The organism is Loigolactobacillus iwatensis, from assembly GCF_003950295.1.
Classification (GTDB): Bacteria; Bacillota; Bacilli; order Lactobacillales; family Lactobacillaceae; genus Loigolactobacillus; species Loigolactobacillus iwatensis.
Window position 1 is genome coordinate 1 of record NZ_RHNP01000032.1, and the last position, 17,830, is coordinate 17,830.

The window sequence follows — 17,830 nt, forward strand, 5'->3', positions numbered from 1 at the left end:
CCTCACCAATTATTTGATGAGGCAATCATAACTTGAATTAAATTATTTTTGAAGTCGGTCAGTTATTTACTGCTTACAAAGTAGTGTGCTTGACCTAACGATTAAAGATTAACTAAAATCAATTTTTTGGCTCTTTCAGACAAAAAATTATTTATCTTGCTATTGGTGGCCAAAGCAAAGAACGTTCACGCCTAATTGCTTTAACCACCCGACTTCCGGGTAACTTGAGCGCAAAACGTAAACGTTCTTTTTCAATACTTAATTATTTAACTTCAACACCCTTACCGTCCCACTCACGAATAAGCAACTCTTTCAATTCCTTAATCAATGGTTCCCGTGGGTTAGCCGTTGTACATTGATCTTCATAGGACAATTCAGCTAATTCATCAACAGTTTTATCAAAGTGATCCTTTTCAACGCGATTATGTTTCAAATCAAGCGTCACATCGACTGAATGAGCTAAATCAATAAAGTGTTTAACTAGGCTTTCCTTCAATTCTTCATCATTGTTACCCTCAAAGCCCAAGAAGCGAGCAATGTCGGCGTAATCCTTCAAAGCACTAAAGTGATCATATTTTGGCCACATTGCTATCTTGGTTGGCGTCTCAGCATTGTAACGAACCACTTGGGGGTACGTAATTGCAATGGCCAAGCCGTGGGGTAAGTTAAATTCACCGCCAAGTTTATGCGCAATTGAATGGGTAATTCCAAGGAATGCGTTGGCAAATGCCATCCCAGCTAAAGTGGAAGCGTCATGCATCTTTTGTCTTGCTACTGGGTCACCATCATAAGAAGCTTTCAAATATTTAAAGGCTAGTTGTAGGGCTTGTAGTGACCAGCCACGTGTATAGTCAGAGGCCATATTAGAAACGTAAGACTCAGTGGCGTGGGTGATAACATCCAGGCCAGTCCATGCAGTTGTGCGTTTTGGGACCGTTTCAACAAATTGTGAATCAATGATAGCAACATCCGGCTGCATTGCGTAATCCGTAATTGGGTACTTAACGTGCGTCTTAGAATCCGTAATAACGGCGTACGGTGTTACTTCCGAACCAGTACCAGATGTTGTTGGAATCCCAATATATTTAGCCTTGTTTGGTGTTGGTACGCGGTAGGTCCGTTTACGAATATCCAAAAACTTTTGCTTGGCACCAAAGAAAGAAGATTCTGGATGTTCATACATTAACCACATAAACTTGCCGGCATCCATCGCCGAACCACCGCCTAAAGCAATGACCGTGTCTGGCTTAAAAGCATCCATCCGGGCAACCCCTTTATTGACCGTATCCGTGGATGGATTTGGTTCAACATCTGAAAAGACTTCAATCTCAACATTATTGCGGCGCTTGCGCAGAACATCTAATACCCGATCCGAATAACCAAATTTCACCATTCCAGGATCACAAACTAGAAATACTCGGTTGATTCCTGCCATTTGTTCAAGGTAGCGAACCGAATTACGCTCAAAGTAGACCTTGGGTGGTAACTTGATCCACTGCATATTGTTACGTCGTTTTGCCACTGTTTTGATATTTAGTAAATCAAAATCAGTTACGTTATGTGAAATTGAATTCTTACCGTAAGAACCAGTTCCAAGTGTTAAGGAAGGCACCATATTGTTATAGATATTACCAATCCCACCAACTGCTGAAGGCTGATTGATAAGAATCCGGCAAGCCTTCATTTTAAGCGCAAATTTCGTCATTAAGTCATCATCGGTTGTGTGTAAGCCAGCAGTATGTCCTAATCCACCAAAATCAAGTAATTCTTCACATAGCTTGAAGGCCTCATCATGACCGGAAGCTTTATACAAGGACAAAACCGGTGATAACTTTTCCCGTGAGAGCGGGTACTTGGGCCCAACACCGTCAATTTCAGCAATTAGAACTTTAGTATCTTCTGGTACTTTGATACCCGCTAATTCAGCAATTTGGTAAGCTGACTTCCCAGCAATTGGTCCTTTAACACCGCCACGTTTTTCGTCAAACATTGCGTCAGAAAGTGCCTTCTGATCGCTCTTTTTAACAAAGTAGCAGTTCCAATACTTGAATTCAGCCTTAACCTGTTCGTAGATATCACTGTCAACGACGGCACTATTTTCAGAAGCACAAACCATCCCGTTATCAAACGTTTTTGAAAGTACAATATCATTTACCGATTGCTTAATGTTAGCCGTCTTTTCGATGTACGTTGGACCATTACCAGGACCAACACCTAAAGCAGGTTTACCAGTTGAATAAGCTGCCTTGACCATGCTTGGGCCACCAGTTGCTAAAACAGTTGCAACGTCATCATGATTCATTAAAGCCCCAGTTGCCTGGATACTTGGTTGATCAATCCATTCAATACAGTCTTCAGGTGCCCCAGCCTCAATAGCTGCAGCACGAATAATTTTTGCTGTTTCCACACACGATTTTTGAGCCTGCGGATGAAAGCCAAATATAATTGTATTTCGTGTTTTTAGAGAAATTAATGATTTGAAAACGACAGTTGACGTTGGGTTTGTTACCGGTGTAACACCCGCAATAACACCAACTGGTTCGGCAATTTTCATCAATTGTTCTTCATCATTGTCTTCAATAATACCCACTGTTTTATCGTGGCGAATACTATTCCAGATATACTCACTTGCATACATATTTTTAATTGCTTTATCTTCAACGACGCCACGGTGTGTTTCAGCAACTGCCATTTTGGCTAGCTTCATATGATTATCCAATGCCGCAATCGCCATTGCTTCACAAACTTTATCAACTTGCTCTTGTGTAAAGTTTGCCATTTTGTCTAAGGCAACGTGGGATCTTTTAACTAGGTTATCGATCATCTTATCAACATCAACGGTTTCTTTCTTTTCAGTCGCTTTTGGTACGTTTGTCGGTTTAAGCATATTTCGAATCTCCATTCCAAATTATCGTTTTTTGTTTGTTATTTATTTCACAAGTAAATAGTACCTCTCCTAATTCTTTTTGTAAAGCTTTTTAATGTGGAATTTTTTTGGCTGTATTAAGCGCTTTCAATATTGCAAAAGCTAGTTTTCCATTACATCTTTCAAAAAAGTAGGTAAAATTATTTGTGAATATTTTCGCAATGAACACAAAAATAACGAGCTAATTGTTTGAAAAAAATTGAAATTTTTTACGACAATTTCAAAATAGAAGATCTCCTAATTGATAGTTTAACATACAATACCCACTTTTGTCAAGCTAAATATAGAGCAAAGCAAGCCCCCAATTACACTCGAAATGGTCGTATTTATCTAAGGCGCGACAATTTCGACGTATCGCAATTAAGTACTTGATTCTGGCATTACAAAGAACTTAATAAGTTCCGTCTGCGTCCTCACCTACGGAAAACATGTTTCCGAGCGTAGTCTAAAGAGTGTTTGGAACAGTGGTTGAATTCTACTTTACCATTGAAGATTATTACTGCCCTTGCTGACAATGTCGATCGGACTTAACTAAACCGAAGTCCGCGACACAGCTAATAATCTTGCTGCCACAAGCGATGGCCATTCCTGTGACAAAAGCCAAGGAGCACAGTTATAAACTCACGATTAAATTCATCTCGGTCACCGCAGGAATCTGCTTTTTCCAACACGTTTACACTGAACTAGTCAGATAAATACTAGTAAGGTCATTTTCTTGAAGCATGTGTCTAGACCCAGACAGACAAATATCCCTCCGTAGTTGATAAACGAACTAACCTAGTTCATCTATCAACTATGGAGGGATATTTATCGATCCAAAATACGACTGGAAAACTGTTTTATTCTGCCACTAAACCAAATTTACTTAGTTTGGTCATCTTTTTTATCTTCGTCTTCGTTGTAAGGAACTTCGCTTTTAGCTTCAGCTTCTTCACTTGATGGTTTTGCTTCATCACTAGTTGGCTTAGCCTCTTCGACGTTAGTCGGCGCGGACTGATTAACAACACGTCCAATTGCACGTAAATCAAAAGTCAGATAAACGCCTTCAATATCTAATTCAGCCGTTTGTTTCGTATTATCTATTTTACTGATAACACCGTGAAGTCCGCCAATTGTAACAACTTCATCGCCGGGCTTCATTGCTGACATCATTTGTTTCTTTTTGTCTTGTGATTTTTTTTGGGGCCGAATCATCATAAAGTACATTAAAGCAAACAAAATGACGATCATAATAATTGAACTCATACCGCTATTCATAAATTTAACACCTCATTATATTTTTTCTGAAACTCTATTAATAAGCCTAACAGACTTACTTTCGGACTTCCAGTTAAAACTAAAAATTACGCGCATTTTCTTGGTTAAATCCGTAACTTTCAAAAAACGCTTCCCGAAAATCAAGTAGATTATCATCCACAATTGCCTGCCGCACCTGTTTCATTAAGTGCAACAAGAAATAAAGATTGTGATAACTTGTTAAATGAATTCCAAAAATTTCGTTGGCCTTGATCAAATGCCGAATATAGGCCCGACTGTAATTACGACAAGCGTAGCACTGACAATTATCATCCAGTGGGCCAAAATCATGGGCGTACTGCGCATTTTTAACGACTAGTCGACCATGGCTCGTCATAACTGTCCCGTTACGGGCAATCCGAGTTGGCAAGACACAATCGAACATGTCAATCCCCCGAATAGCCCCATCAATCAAAGCATCTGCAGAACCAACTCCCATTAAATAGCGCGGCTTATTTTCTGGTAACAGTGGCGCCGTAAAATCTAAAACATGATTCATTTCCGCCTTGGACTCGCCAACGGACAAACCACCAATTGAATAACCTGGAAAATCTAAACTAACCAAATCCTTGGCACTTTGTTCACGGAGATCTTTGAAACCGGCGCCTTGAACAATCCCAAATAGACCTTGGGTTGCTGGATTGCGATGAGCCTTCAAACCACGTTCAGCCCAACGACTTGTTCGCGCAACTGAATGCTTAACGTACTCATAACTTTCAAAAAATGGTGGACATTCGTCTAAACTCATCATAATATCCGGGCCGAGATCATTTTCGATTTGCATGGCCTTCTCTGGTGACAAAAACATTGCCGCACCATTAAGGTGATTTTTAAAATGCACGCCTTCTTCAGTGATGTTCCGGGTGTTTGCGAGGGAAAAGACTTGAAAGCCACCAGAATCAGTTAAGATTCCTTTATCCCAATTCATAAAACGATGCAGGCCACCAGCTTCCTTGACAATATCTTCACCTGGCCGCAGCCATAAATGATACGTATTCGCCAAAATAATACCGGCACCCATCTTGTCTAACTCTTCTGGAGCCATCGTTTTTACGGAAGCATTAGTTCCAACAGGCATAAACATTGGCGTTTGGAAAGTACCGTGGGGGGTTGTAATCTCACCTAGGCGGGCACCAGTGTGTTTCTCTTTTTTAATCAAGCGATATTTGATCGCTGGTTCCATAATTTTGACTCCTTTATTATTAAATCAATTTAGCAATAAACCTATAACCTAAACGGCTAAAAGGATGCCATTAAATCTTCTTAACTGTCACATTCTATCATTTTAAAACAATTTGGCAAGTAATCAAAAAGTATTTGAAAGCGCTTAAAGATGTGTTAAAATACGATTGACGGGAAGTATTGCTAAAGCCAAGTCCGAACTTTCTCGCTAATTGAACCTAATCAATTGTTATCAAAATAAATTGTTGTCTTGAACAGTCTCCATTAGCTTGTTACGTTCGTACAGCCGTTTTGATTACTAATGCGTTAGAGTGACATTTTTGTAACACCCCGCATGGTCCTTGATCATGTCTCAAACAAAAAATCTTGGCTGGCGTATTTCCTGTTTTTTTGTCATTAAATGGCTCAAACCAATTTCATTCGAAAGAAGCCACGGTAAACCTTTAAGTTTACCGTGGCTTCTTTCTTGGCTGTCAATTCAGAGCAAAATTCTTCTGATAGCTATTTAATAAACATAGCATCGCCGAAACTAAAGAAACGGTAACGCTCTTCAATTGCGTGGGCATAAGCATTAAGAATTGTGTCCCGCCCTGTAAAGGCAGCAACTAACATCACTAGCGTTGATTTTGGCAAATGAAAGTTAGTAATGAAGGCATCGACAACCTGCCACTTGTAGCCAGGCTTAATAAAAATGTCGGTCCAACCAGAATCGGCCTTAATTTCACCATTAAACTTAGTACCAATCGTTTCTAACGTCCGAATTGACGTGGTCCCAGTGGCAATAATTCGACCACCATTTTGTCGAACTTCGTTTAATTCGGCGGCCGCTTTCGGTGTCAAACGGTAAAATTCGCTGTGCATTTTATGGTCGTCAATATTCTCCTCATCAACTGGCCGAAATGTACCAAGACCAACGTGCAAGGTTAAATAAATTAGCTTAACGCCCTTATCCTGAACTTGTTTAAGCAAATCCTTAGTCCAGTGTAATCCGGCGGTTGGTGCTGCAGCCGAGCCATTTTCTTTAGCGTAAACTGTTTGGTACATCTCAGGATCATCTAATTTTTCTTTAATGTACGGTGGTAATGGTGTTTCACCTAATTGTTCTAGAATTTCCATAAAGATACCAGCATAGTGAAATTCAATCATCCGGCCACCGTGTTCCAATTCTTTCGTGACCGTCGCTTTTAATTGACCATCACCAAAGACAATCTCCGTTCCAACTTTGGCCCGTTTAGCCGGCTTCATTAGTGTTTCCCAATTGTCACCGTCCGTATTGTTTAACAATAATACTTCCATATGCCCACCAGTATCTGGCTTAACCCCGTATAGTCGAGCGGGCATTACGCGGGTATCATTCATTACAACGGCATCCCCGGCGTGTAATTCATCAAGAATGTCATAAAAATGTTTATCGGCCATTTCACCAGTTTTATGATCTAAAACCAGTAAGCGTGAGGCGTCCCGCTCTTTTAATGGTGTTTGGGCGATAAGTTCGTGGGGCAAATTATAATCAAAATCTTCAAGTGTTAATCCCATAATTCTACTTCCTTTACGTCAGTCAACTTATTTTTTTGGTTCATATTTAATACCTAAGTGTGCGTATGCTTGCGGCGTCACAACCCGGCCACGTTGCGTTCGCTTCAAGAAACCAATCTGCAATAAGTACGGTTCGTACATCTCTTCGATCGTTTCCGTCTCTTCACCAACATTGGCCGCAATTGTACCTAACCCAACTGGCCCGCCATCGTAATAATTGATCATCGTCAGTAATAATTTTTGATCAACGTAATCTAATCCGCGATCATCAACTTGCAGCAGCTTGAGTGCCTTAGCAACAATTAACTGATCAATTGATTTTTGATCGGCCACCTGCGCAAAATCACGAATCCGCTTTAACAGTCGGTTGGCCACCCGAGGTGTTCCCCGGGAACGGCGGGCAATTTCATGGGCGCCTTCTAACGCAATCTTGGTATCAAAAATATCGGCCGATCGTTCCACAATATCGGTCAAATCAGCCTCTTTATAATACGCCATATGTTCAACAATACCAAATCGATCCCGTAACGGTGCCGATAATAGGCCAGCCCGTGTGGTTGCGCCGATCAAAGTAAACGGTGGCAATGGAAAATGAACCGGATGGGCTGTTGGGCCTTGGCCGATAACAATATCAACAAAAAAGTCTTCCATTGCCGAATAGAGCATTTCTTCCACAATCTTTGGTAAGCGGTGAATTTCATCAATAAATAGAATATCTCCAGGTTGCAGTTCATTTAAAATTGCGACTAAATCGCCTGGCTTTTCAATCGCTGGGCCACTCGTTGTTCGAATGTTAACCTGCATTTCACGAGCAATTACCATTGCTAAAGTTGTTTTACCTAAACCCGGTGGTCCATACAGCAAAACGTGGTCTAATGCCTCTTCACGCTTTTTGGCTGCCGCAATATACACTTGCAACTCACTTTTGACCTTATCCTGACCGATGTACTGACTTAGATACTGAGGGCGTAATGATTTTTCAAGACTTTCTTCGCCATTATCTTCTGTTTCCGGTGAAATCACACGTTTATCAGCCATCGAAACCCTCCTTTACCTTAACCTTTCATCAATAACCGTAAAGCCTCACTTAAATAAGCGTCCGTGCTATCCGCACTAAACGTTTTTAGTGGCTTAGTGATTGCCTTAACTTCACGTTCTTTATAGCCCAATGCCGATAAAGCCGCCAATGTTTCCTTTAAATACGGACTCAGCGTTTCGTCCATGACTGGCATACTTTGCTGGCCTGGAACGGTCTCTGGATTAGTTAAATCAGTCAGCTTACCCTTTAAATCAAGAACAATTTGCTGAGCCGTTTTTTTGCCGACACCAGGAAACTTAGTTAAATAACCCACGTCGTCAGTTTTAATTGCGTTAATCAAACCAGCATGATCATTATTTGCCAAAATAGCCAACGCCGATTTCGGCCCAATACCAGAAACCTTAATTAACTTTTCAAATAGTAATTTTTCATCTTGATTACCGAAACCAAATAAGGTGATCTCTGTATCACGAATTGCCTGGTAAACGTAAATTTTTTGTTGCTTTTCCTTTGAAACTTCAAAACGAAATGGGTTGGCCAATTGAAGCTTATAACCCACTCCGTTAACTTCAAGCACAATATAAAAAGGGCTTACGTACGTGACGTAGCCAACGAAATAATCATACATAACCACAATTCCTTACTTTTTTAAATGAGTACATATGTTTGCCTGATAGCATTGTACCACACCTAGCTCAATTTTTACCGGCTTATCGGAGATTTCATTTTAGCCGGCCATTTTTAAGCCAATGACACCAACCAAAATACAGCCAACAAAGAAAAATTTGGCGGGTGAACTTTTTTCATTTAATCTAAAAATCCCGTATAGCACACTACTTATTGCGCCAATCCCAGTCCAAACTGCATAGGCCACACTTAAAGGTATTGTTTTTGTTGCTTGACTCAGTAAGATCATACTAAGGGTAACGCTGAACACCGAGAGTAACCGATAATACCAGCGGCCAGTAGCCATTGCCTGCTGCAACCAGGCGATAAAACCTAACTCACAAAAACCGGCAATAATTAACATTAACCAACTCATGGGCGCTCTCCCTTCACGTTGCTAAGTTCCAGACCAATAATTCCAAACAATAAAATGCCCAGTGCCAACAATTTACCAACCGATACTGATTCACCAAGAATTGTCATTCCAACAAGTGAAGTCCCAGCCGTACCGATTCCTGTAAAAACGGCGTAGGTAACGCCAACACCAAATGCTTGTAACGCAAAATTAAGAAAATAAAAACTACAAGCAAGCAAGAATACGGTCAACAAGGTAGGTCCTAACTGGGTAAAACCGTGACTAGCCTCCAAACTAGTCGCCCAACCAACCTCTAATAAACCAGCAATTAATAAAGAAATATAAGCCATCCTTATCCCTCCTAAATTCAACAGCATCTCTTAGCAAAATAAAAAACGACCAAAGAATGCATGGCACATTCTTCGGCCGAAATTCTTGTTCATACTTGATTAAGTTAGACTCAGTTTAACAAACTAAAGCGCCATTTGGGCAATTGTTAGAACTATTTTACAATCCGCTCAGCAAACTCTTACAACTGAGAGTGGGGCAGAAAAGAACTAAATTTCACTTTGGAAACAAAAAACGGTGCCACAATACCTTAATCAGATTGGTGTTAAACTACCAACTCCACTAAGGTTCATTAATCATATCTAGACATAAAAGGCTAATTTTTCAGACACGTTCAGACCAAATTAGTTGTGAAAAGCTGGCAAGAATGCCCTTCCGATACAATTTAAGCCTCACCACGCGCACTTTCATGACTATCTTGAATCCGTTTAAACATTTTCTCTAAATCATTTCCTGAAAAGTGAACTAACACTGGCCGACCATGTGGACAATTAAAGGGGTTTTCACACTGTGGCAAGCGTTGCAAAAGCGCCCGCGCCTGCTTATTGTCCAAATGATGATTGGCCTTAATTGCACGCTTACAACTCATCATAATCGCCGTTTTTTCGCGAAATGCCGCAACATCGATTTTATTATCTTCTAAAACATAATCAATCATTTCCTTGGCAGTATCTTCTTCTTGCCCGGCCTTAAACCAGGTTGGGTGGCTCCGTAAAATGAAACTATTTTGGCCAAAAGATTCTAAATTGATGCCAACTTGCTTTAATATCGGTGCCCGATCCCGAATTCGAATGGCATCGCTAGTCGGGTAATCCAGAACAAGGGGGACAAGCAAGCTTTGTAAATCTTGCGTGACCTTACCGATTTCTTTACGGTAAAATTCATAATTTACCCGTTCCTGGGCCGCATGTTGATCTAAAATATAGAAACCATCTTCGCCCTGAGCAAATAAATAGGTGCCGTGCATTTGACCAATGTAGTCTAAATGAGGAAACCGTGGTTGCTGCGCTTGTTTGGGCTGTTCTACAGCTATTGTGGTTGGATTAGGTTCCGTCCCAAAGGCAGCACCAACCTGCTCACTTTGATAGCGCGCATCAAAATCAGCTAGTCGTTGGGGATCTTCAAAAATCGGCTGACTAGAATTGGCCGCTGGTTCCGCGACAGCATTTTTTTTCGTGGCCAAGGTTGGTGCTGGTTCTGCAATTCGATCAGCCACTGCCGAACTTTGAGCAGCGAGTTCGGTTGGTGTTGCTGGTGCTTGCTGCCACTGTGTACTGGCCGCATTTAAATCAATTTGTAACTGATCAGTATTTACTGGATCCTTACGGCGTAAATTACGATTTGCGTCGGGAATTAGGTTTTCTTGACTCAATCGTGCATAGATTGTTTTTTGAATCAGCTGCGAAAGCTCATCCTCTTTGCTCAAACGTACTTCCTGCTTGGCCGGATGAACGTTAACATCGACTAATATCGGATCCATTTTAATTGCCAGCACGACAATTGGATAGCGGCCTACCATTAATTTCGACCCATAGCCGGCGATGATCGCCTTGTTCAACTGGTAATTTTTGATGTACCGACCATTAATTAAAACGGTCAAATAACGCCGGGAAGACCGCGTTAGTTCTGGCAATGATACAAAACCAGTCAATTGAAAATCGAGATCTTTTGCGGAAATTTCTAGCATTTTACGCGCATTTCCGACACCATAAATTCCCGCAATCGTGCGTTGAAGTCCACCACTTCCACTTGTTTTTAAAATGACGTTGCCTTCATGAATTAACGAAAAAGCAACTTGCGGGTGGCTTAATGCTAACCGGTTAACAATATCGCCAATATTGGCAAGCTCGGTTTGTGGTGATTTAACGTATTTTAACCGGGCTGGCGTATTAAAGAAGAGATCCTTAACACTAACAGTTGTCCCTTGGCGCACGGCACTATGCTTTTGCTCAATTAATTTGCCCCCACGATAATGCACGTACTCCCCAATCTCCGCACCAGTGGAACTTTCCAGTGTCATGTCAGAAACCGAGGCAATACTGGGTAAAGCTTCACCACGAAAGCCTAACGAACGAACCTTAAACAAATCCTCCCGCGACGTAATTTTACTAGTAGCATGGCGCTTAAACGCCGTTGTGACCTCATCCGCCGGAATACCTGCCCCATTATCAATAACTTGAATTCGCCGTAACCCAGCCTCTTCAACAATAATATCAATTTGGTTGCCACCGGCATCTAGTGCGTTTTCCACTAATTCTTTAACAACGGATGCTGGGCGTTCAATCACTTCGCCAGCCGCAATTTGATTGGTTAAGACTTCCGCCAATTCCTGAATTTTGGCCATAATCCTACCTCCTCAATTCTTAATAGGTAAACTTGGAACAAAAGGCCTATTACTATTTCCGAGCGTTACCCAGAACATACGCCAAAACCGACTTTTGGCCCACTCGCTTATTTTCAGTAATCGACCGTTCTCCTAGCACAAGTCATGCAGCAGGAAAACTCAACTTGCCCCTATTTTAATCAGTTTAATCTTTTAGTTTCCGCTGCCATTTATAAAGTGTATTCATGACATCCATTGGCGTCATACTCATTAAATTAAGCTCTTTTAAATCAGTCAGAACTTTCCCTTCTGCTTGGGACACGTTGTTCTCTTGGTAATTAAACAAAGCCAGTTGTTCATCAACTTCAGTTGACTGCTTTTCTGTCTCCTGGGACGTCGCAGCACTATCCTGTTTTTGTTTATTGTGGTCCGCGTTACCCCCTGCCGGAATAACCGCTGCCGCAGAACTAGCAGGTTGATCAGCTACTTCAGCCGCGCTATCAGTTTGTTCACCACTAGGTAACACAGTTGGTTGTTTTTCCAGCTTTGTCAAAATAGTTGTCGCGCGTTTAAGCAAACTATCAGGCAGTCCTGCTAGCTTAGCAACGTGAATACCATAGGACTTGTCCGCTGCACCAGGCAGCATTTTATGCAAGAAAACGAGCGTGCCATTTTCCTCAACGGCACCAACGTGAACATTCTTTAAACCAGGTAAACGTGATTCTAGGGCGGTCAGTTCATGATAATGCGTCGAAAATAACGTTTTAGCATGAACGTGATCGTGCAGATATTCGATGATCGCCTGAGCTAAAGCCATCCCATCATAAGTTGCCGTTCCCCGGCCAATTTCGTCAAATAAAACTAGACTATTTTGCGTTGCGTGGGCCAAAGCCTCATTTGATTCCATCATTTCCACCATAAAGGTACTTTGCCCAGAAATTAGATCATCGGCCGCACCAATTCGGGTGAAAATCTGGTCAAAAATCGGCAACGTTGCTTTAGTTGCCGGAACAAAACACCCCATTTGCGCCATAATAACAATCAAAGCCAATTGCCGCATATAAGTACTTTTACCTGACATATTTGGTCCGGTAATCAATAAAATAGCATTATCTGGTGTCATTGTCACATCGTTTGGAATATATTTTTGTTCGCCTAATACCTTTTCAACAACTGGGTGCCGTCCAGCCACAATTTTCAAGTCATGTTGTTGCTTAGTTAATGCCGGCCGCACATAATGGTAGTTTTCGCTGGTCACAGCAAAGCTTTGTAAAACGTCTAATTCGGCAACACCCTTTGCCAACTGCTGTAGCCGGTGGATTTGCGCCTTAACCTTCTCGCGGACTTCAGTAAATAAATCATATTCCAGGGCCGTTGATTTTTCTTGTGCTTCCAAAATCAACGTTTCTTTTTCTTTTAGCTCCGGTGTACTAAATCGTTCCGCATTAGTCAGCGTCTGTTTGCGTTCATAACGTCCTTCTGGCAAGGTGGCCAAATTAGCTTTGGTGACCTCAATATAGTAACCAAAAATACGGTTAAAACCAATTTTAAGATTATGAATGCCGGTTGTTTTCCGTTCTTTGGCCTGCAGCTCAGCAATCCACTGCTTACCATTTTTCATCGCGTCACGGTAGTCATCTAATTGCTGATTGTAGCCAGACTTAATTAAATTACCATCCTTCGTCGAAACCGGCGGATCATCATTAATGGCTAGGTCAATTAAATCGGTTACGTCACTAACTGGATCCAAATGCTTAATCACATCATCAAAGGTCCCATCATTGATAGTCGCCAAGATATCCTTCACTTTTGGAATTTGCAGCAACGATGTTTTCAGCTGGATTAAATCACGCCCGTTAACGTTGCCAAAGGCCACTCGCCCGGCTAAACGTTCCAAATCATAAACTTTAGTCAGCTCTTCTTGTAAACTGGAGCGTTCAAAGAAATGATCCAGCAAACTGGCCACTTTGTTTTGGCGGCGGGTAATCGCATCGTAATTAATTAACGGTCGATCAAGCCACTGCTTTAATAAACGCCCACCCATCGCCGTTTTAGTACTATCCAATAACCACAATAGCGTCCCATTGCGGTTCTCGTTACGCATTGAAGTTACTAATTCCAAATTGCGCTTGGCGTAGTGATCCATTTTGAGAAAATGGGATGGCTCGTATTCCTCCGCCGCCTGTAAATGGGCTAACGTTCGTTTTTGCGTCACCGTCAAATACATCAATAATTGTTCTACAACTTTAACTTCCGTCATATCCGTTAAATTTTGCGTCACAAATGCTAATTCAGCATGAGGGGTAATTTTATCCTGATAGGAAATTAGAATTCCTAGCTTCGTTAAATCAGCCAAAAGTTTTGGACTAACTTCGTGATTGGCCACAATTTCTTTGGTGCGCAAACTCATTGTTTCGTTAACAACATCTTCTTCACCAATTAAAAGACTAACTTTGAGTTCACCAGTGGATAGATCAGTGTAGGCAAAGCCATAGTGATCCTCTTTGGCTTCAATTAAAGCCGTTAAATAATTATTCGACTTAGCCGTCGCTGCCTTTTGATCCATATTAGTTCCCGGCGTAACCAACTGAATAACTTCACGTTTGACCATGCCAACAGCTTTTCTAGGATCTTCCGTCTGTTCACAGATTGCGACTTTATAACCCTTATCCACCAAAATATCAACGTAATTTTGAGCAGCATGGTGGGGCACACCACACATTGGAATCGGATCAGCGGCGCTTTTATTCCGCGCCGTTAAGGTTAATTCCAAAAGTTGTGCACCCTTAATCGCATCGTCATTGAACAATTCATAGAAATCACCAATTCGGTAAAATAAAAAGGCGTCTGGATAATCCTTTTTAATGGCATTATATTGTTCCATCATTGGTGTCTCTTTTGTTTTCTGTGGCACGATTAATGCCCTTCTTTCTCTGTTAAATCTGAAACTGCGTTCTGCAGATGATCTGTAATAAAACGTAACGTCTCATCTGCTTCAAATAAAGCATCCCGATAAGCCTTGGTTAAGGGATGTTGGTCCAACTCCTGCTTTAATTGATCCGCCTCTTGCTTTGCTTTTGCAGCGGCCTGGGGCTTATCATAGTGGGCATCGTTAACAATGTTCTTCTGTGCTATTTCTAATTGCTGCTGCAGCTTTCGCAACTTTTTATTTTGGTTGACTTGCTTGGCAACAAATTGATAATTCTTAATTGTTTCTTCTTGTTGAATTAAATGTGTTAAACGCACTAAAGCTTGACGGGTTTTATCATCCATCAAGCTTTTGTCGGTTAAGTTCATAACGTTCACCTCATCTATTGTTCAAAACCAAACGGGTGATCTGCATTAATCAAAACTGGTTCAATATGTTTTGCCTTACCAGTTGTATCATCAATTTCAATAAAACATCCCGATAAAATACCGCGACCATCTTCCTTAACCTCATACCGGGTTGGCATCTGGGTTAAAAAGCGTTCGATACTCTTTGCGGGTTTAACGCCTAAAATAGCATCGTAGGCCCCGGTCATCCCAGCATCAGTCAAATAAGCCGTCCCATCCGGCAAGATCCGTGCATCATTGGTTTGAACGTGAGTATGGGTTCCAACCAACGCGGATATTTGACCGTCTAGATACCACGCCAAGGCTTCTTTTTCAGCCGTTGTCTCCGCGTGAAAATCAATAAACACTAGATCCGTTTGCTGGTGAATCTCTTTTAATAATCGATCAGCTTTATGAAATGGATTAGCCAACGACTGACCCATTAGCGCGTTACCCTGTAAATTAATCACAGCCAGTTTAAGCTGATTAACTTGTACGTAGACGAAGCCTAAACCTGGCGTTGTTTCTTCAGGAAAATTGGCCGGCCGTACCATTTTTTTGGCACTGTCAATAAAGTCAAAAATATCGCGGTTATCCCAAACGTGATTACCCATGGTGACAACGTCCGCACCCGCCTGTAAAAAGCCCTTGTAGATTTTCTCCGTAATTCCACGACCGCCGGCAGCATTTTCACCGTTGACAATCGTCACTTGTGGCCGAAATTTCGTTTTTAGTTGTGGTAAGTAATCCTTGATCATGTCGCGACCGCGCGATCCCATAACATCCCCAACAAATAATATCCGCATCTTGCTCCTCTTTTCCAATCAACATACAATCATTGTACCATTTTTAGTCTAGCAGAAAGCTAAAGCATTCTCTTTAGTCGTATTTGGTCTAATCGAATGACTAACGTTTTAGATGATAACTATAAGTTGCGACGACAATGTCTTCCCGGGAGGCCAGCGCGGCCCGTAAACGAAGACTCGTCTGGTTATGCAAAATATTTTGCCATGGTTTCTTCGGCACAAACTGTGGCACTAAAATCGTAATTGTGTAGTTACGATCGCGGGCGTTTTTGCTAATAATTTTCGCAAAGCGCAGTACCGGCCGTGAAACTGAACGGTAAGACGAATGAATATCAACAAACCGAATGTCCGGAAAATCTTTTTTAAACTCGGATTCCGTCTCGTGTTCTTTGGCTGGATTTTCGTCCATTGAAACGTGCATAGCAATGACGTAATCGCCAATTGAACGGGCATAATTTAATGCGCCCACAGTTACTTGGGTCACGTTGCTCACGAGCACAATCACTGTACTACCAGCGTAGTCATGAAATTTAACCTGTTCCACTAAGCGTAATTGAGCGGCAACCTTACGATAATGATCATGAATTTTATAAAAGACCAATAACACAATTGGCATAATAATAAAGTATGGCCAAACATCGCCTAGGTGATACATCAATAGAAAAATGAAGATTGAAAATGAGATCAAAGCCCCAACAAAATTGGCTAACGAACGGCCAATCCAGCCCTTTGAACGTTCGTGCCACCATTTACGGATCATCCCTGTTTGGCTTAGAGTAAACGGTACGAAAACACCCGTTGCGTAAAGTGGAATCAAACGTTCGGTACTTCCATTGAAGATAAAGATTAAAACAATTGAACCCAACGCCAACGTTAAAATACCATTTGAATAGCCTAAACGATCCCCGCGATCCATGTACATGTGGGGCATAAATTTATCTTTAGCCAAATTATAGGCCAAAATTGGAAAGGCGGAAAAGCCTGTATTGGCCGCCAACGCCAAGATTAAGGCCGTTGAGAACTGTAAAATGTAAAACATGACACTGCCGTGACCAAAGATTGCGGCCCCAACTTGTGATAAAATCGTCACTTTTAATTTGGGGGTAATTCCCAAATACCAGTTTAAATAGGTCACTCCGGCAAAGAAGAAGCCTAAAATAATACCCATAATTGCAAGCGTTGCAGCAGCGTTTTTGGCCTTAGGCTTTTTAAAAAACGGAACTGCATTTGAAATGGCCTCAACCCCAGTTAAGGATGACGATCCCGACGAAAAGGCCCGCAAAATCAGGCCAACAGTGATCCCAGGGACTGCGGCACCAACTAATGAGGTTGCGTGAAAGGCCAGACTACCGGTGGAAATCCTAGCCAAACCAGTAAGAATCATAATGGTAATGACGACCACAAATAAATATACTGGGATCATTAACAGCGACGCTGAATCGCGCAGTCCCCGTAAATTCATCGCAGTAATTAACACCACAATAAGAATTGCAATTCCCACTTGATTACCATAGAGCGCCGGCACCGCCGAGATAATGGCCTCTGTCCCGGCAGAAACGGAAACCGCCACCGTTAACATATAATCAACTAACAGTGACCCTCCGGCAATCAGGCCTGGATAAGTCCCTAGATTTTCACTAGAAACAATATAGGCGCCGCCACCCTGTGGATAAGCATGAATAATTTGCCGATAAGACAAAATAAGTGACGTCAATAAGATCAGCACAAAGGCCGCAATTGGTAGCGAATACCAAATTGCTGCTGCTGAAAGTGTGATTAAAACGGTCACAATCTGTTCGGTTCCGTAAGCCACTGAAGATAGCGCGTCAGAAGACAATAACGCCAACGCCTTTACCTTACTCAGCTGTTGTCCCCCTTCATCGGACGACTTTAATGGTTTACCGATGAAGAATCGTTTGATATGTTGCATGACTTTTAGCTCTCCCTTTTATAAATCAAATACATATTCTCCAAGTGGCGTAAGTATCTTCCAACTCGTAAAATAATTAGCTACACTGCCGTTATTCCCCAAATAAAA

Annotated in this window: 13 protein-coding genes; all 13 read right to left on the reverse strand. The window is 41.7% G+C overall.

Going from position 1 to position 17,830, the window contains the following annotated elements:
• Positions 1–262: 262 nt before the first annotated feature.
• Positions 263–2,887 carry a bifunctional acetaldehyde-CoA/alcohol dehydrogenase gene (gene adhE / locus EKM98_RS08700; protein ID WP_125982089.1) on the reverse strand — a complete coding sequence of 875 codons (2,625 nt, stop codon included), beginning with the start codon at positions 2,885–2,887 and terminating at the stop codon, positions 263–265.
• Positions 2,888–3,787: 900 nt separating this feature from the next.
• Complete coding sequence (yajC, locus tag EKM98_RS08705) at positions 3,788–4,183, reverse strand: preprotein translocase subunit YajC (protein ID WP_125982091.1); 396 nt, start codon at positions 4,181–4,183, stop codon at positions 3,788–3,790.
• 79 nt (positions 4,184–4,262) lie between these two features.
• Positions 4,263–5,405: a tRNA guanosine(34) transglycosylase Tgt gene (tgt, locus tag EKM98_RS08710; RefSeq protein ID WP_125982092.1), complete on the reverse strand. Its 1,143-nt coding sequence runs from the start codon at positions 5,403–5,405 to the stop codon at positions 4,263–4,265.
• Positions 5,406–5,905: 500 nt separating this feature from the next.
• On the reverse strand, positions 5,906–6,940 hold the full coding sequence (gene queA, locus EKM98_RS08715) for a tRNA preQ1(34) S-adenosylmethionine ribosyltransferase-isomerase QueA (protein WP_125982094.1): 1,035 nt from the start codon (positions 6,938–6,940) through the stop codon (positions 5,906–5,908).
• 27 nt (positions 6,941–6,967) lie between these two features.
• Positions 6,968–7,978 (reverse strand): Holliday junction branch migration DNA helicase RuvB, encoded by a 1,011-nt coding sequence (gene ruvB, locus EKM98_RS08720; RefSeq protein ID WP_125982096.1) that lies wholly within the window; start codon positions 7,976–7,978, stop codon positions 6,968–6,970.
• A gap of 17 nt (positions 7,979–7,995) precedes the next feature.
• The gene (gene ruvA / locus EKM98_RS08725) at positions 7,996–8,607 is read right to left on the reverse strand and encodes a Holliday junction branch migration protein RuvA (protein WP_125982097.1); all 612 of its coding nucleotides are present in this window, start codon (positions 8,605–8,607) and stop codon (positions 7,996–7,998) included.
• 99 nt (positions 8,608–8,706) lie between these two features.
• A complete protein-coding gene (locus EKM98_RS08730; RefSeq protein WP_125982099.1) occupies positions 8,707–9,021 on the reverse strand; it encodes a DMT family transporter in 315 nt (104 codons plus the stop codon).
• Entirely contained in the window at positions 9,018–9,350 is a 333-nt protein-coding gene (locus EKM98_RS08735) for a DMT family transporter (RefSeq protein WP_125982100.1), read from the reverse strand. Before EKM98_RS08735 ends, EKM98_RS08730 begins: the two co-directional genes overlap by 4 nt.
• A 383-nt stretch (positions 9,351–9,733) precedes the next feature.
• A complete protein-coding gene (gene mutL, locus EKM98_RS08740) occupies positions 9,734–11,692 on the reverse strand; it encodes a DNA mismatch repair endonuclease MutL (protein ID WP_125982102.1) in 1,959 nt (652 codons plus the stop codon).
• Positions 11,693–11,876: 184 nt separating this feature from the next.
• The gene (gene mutS / locus EKM98_RS08745; protein ID WP_125982104.1) at positions 11,877–14,585 is read right to left on the reverse strand and encodes a DNA mismatch repair protein MutS; all 2,709 of its coding nucleotides are present in this window, start codon (positions 14,583–14,585) and stop codon (positions 11,877–11,879) included.
• Between the two features lie 2 nt (positions 14,586–14,587).
• Complete coding sequence (locus EKM98_RS08750) at positions 14,588–14,968, reverse strand: YlbF family regulator (protein WP_125982106.1); 381 nt, start codon at positions 14,966–14,968, stop codon at positions 14,588–14,590.
• A gap of 14 nt (positions 14,969–14,982) precedes the next feature.
• A complete protein-coding gene (locus EKM98_RS08755) occupies positions 14,983–15,792 on the reverse strand; it encodes a TIGR00282 family metallophosphoesterase (protein ID WP_125982108.1) in 810 nt (269 codons plus the stop codon).
• A gap of 100 nt (positions 15,793–15,892) precedes the next feature.
• Positions 15,893–17,722 carry an APC family permease gene (locus EKM98_RS08760; protein WP_125982109.1) on the reverse strand — a complete coding sequence of 610 codons (1,830 nt, stop codon included), beginning with the start codon at positions 17,720–17,722 and terminating at the stop codon, positions 15,893–15,895.
• Positions 17,723–17,830: the final 108 nt, after the last annotated feature.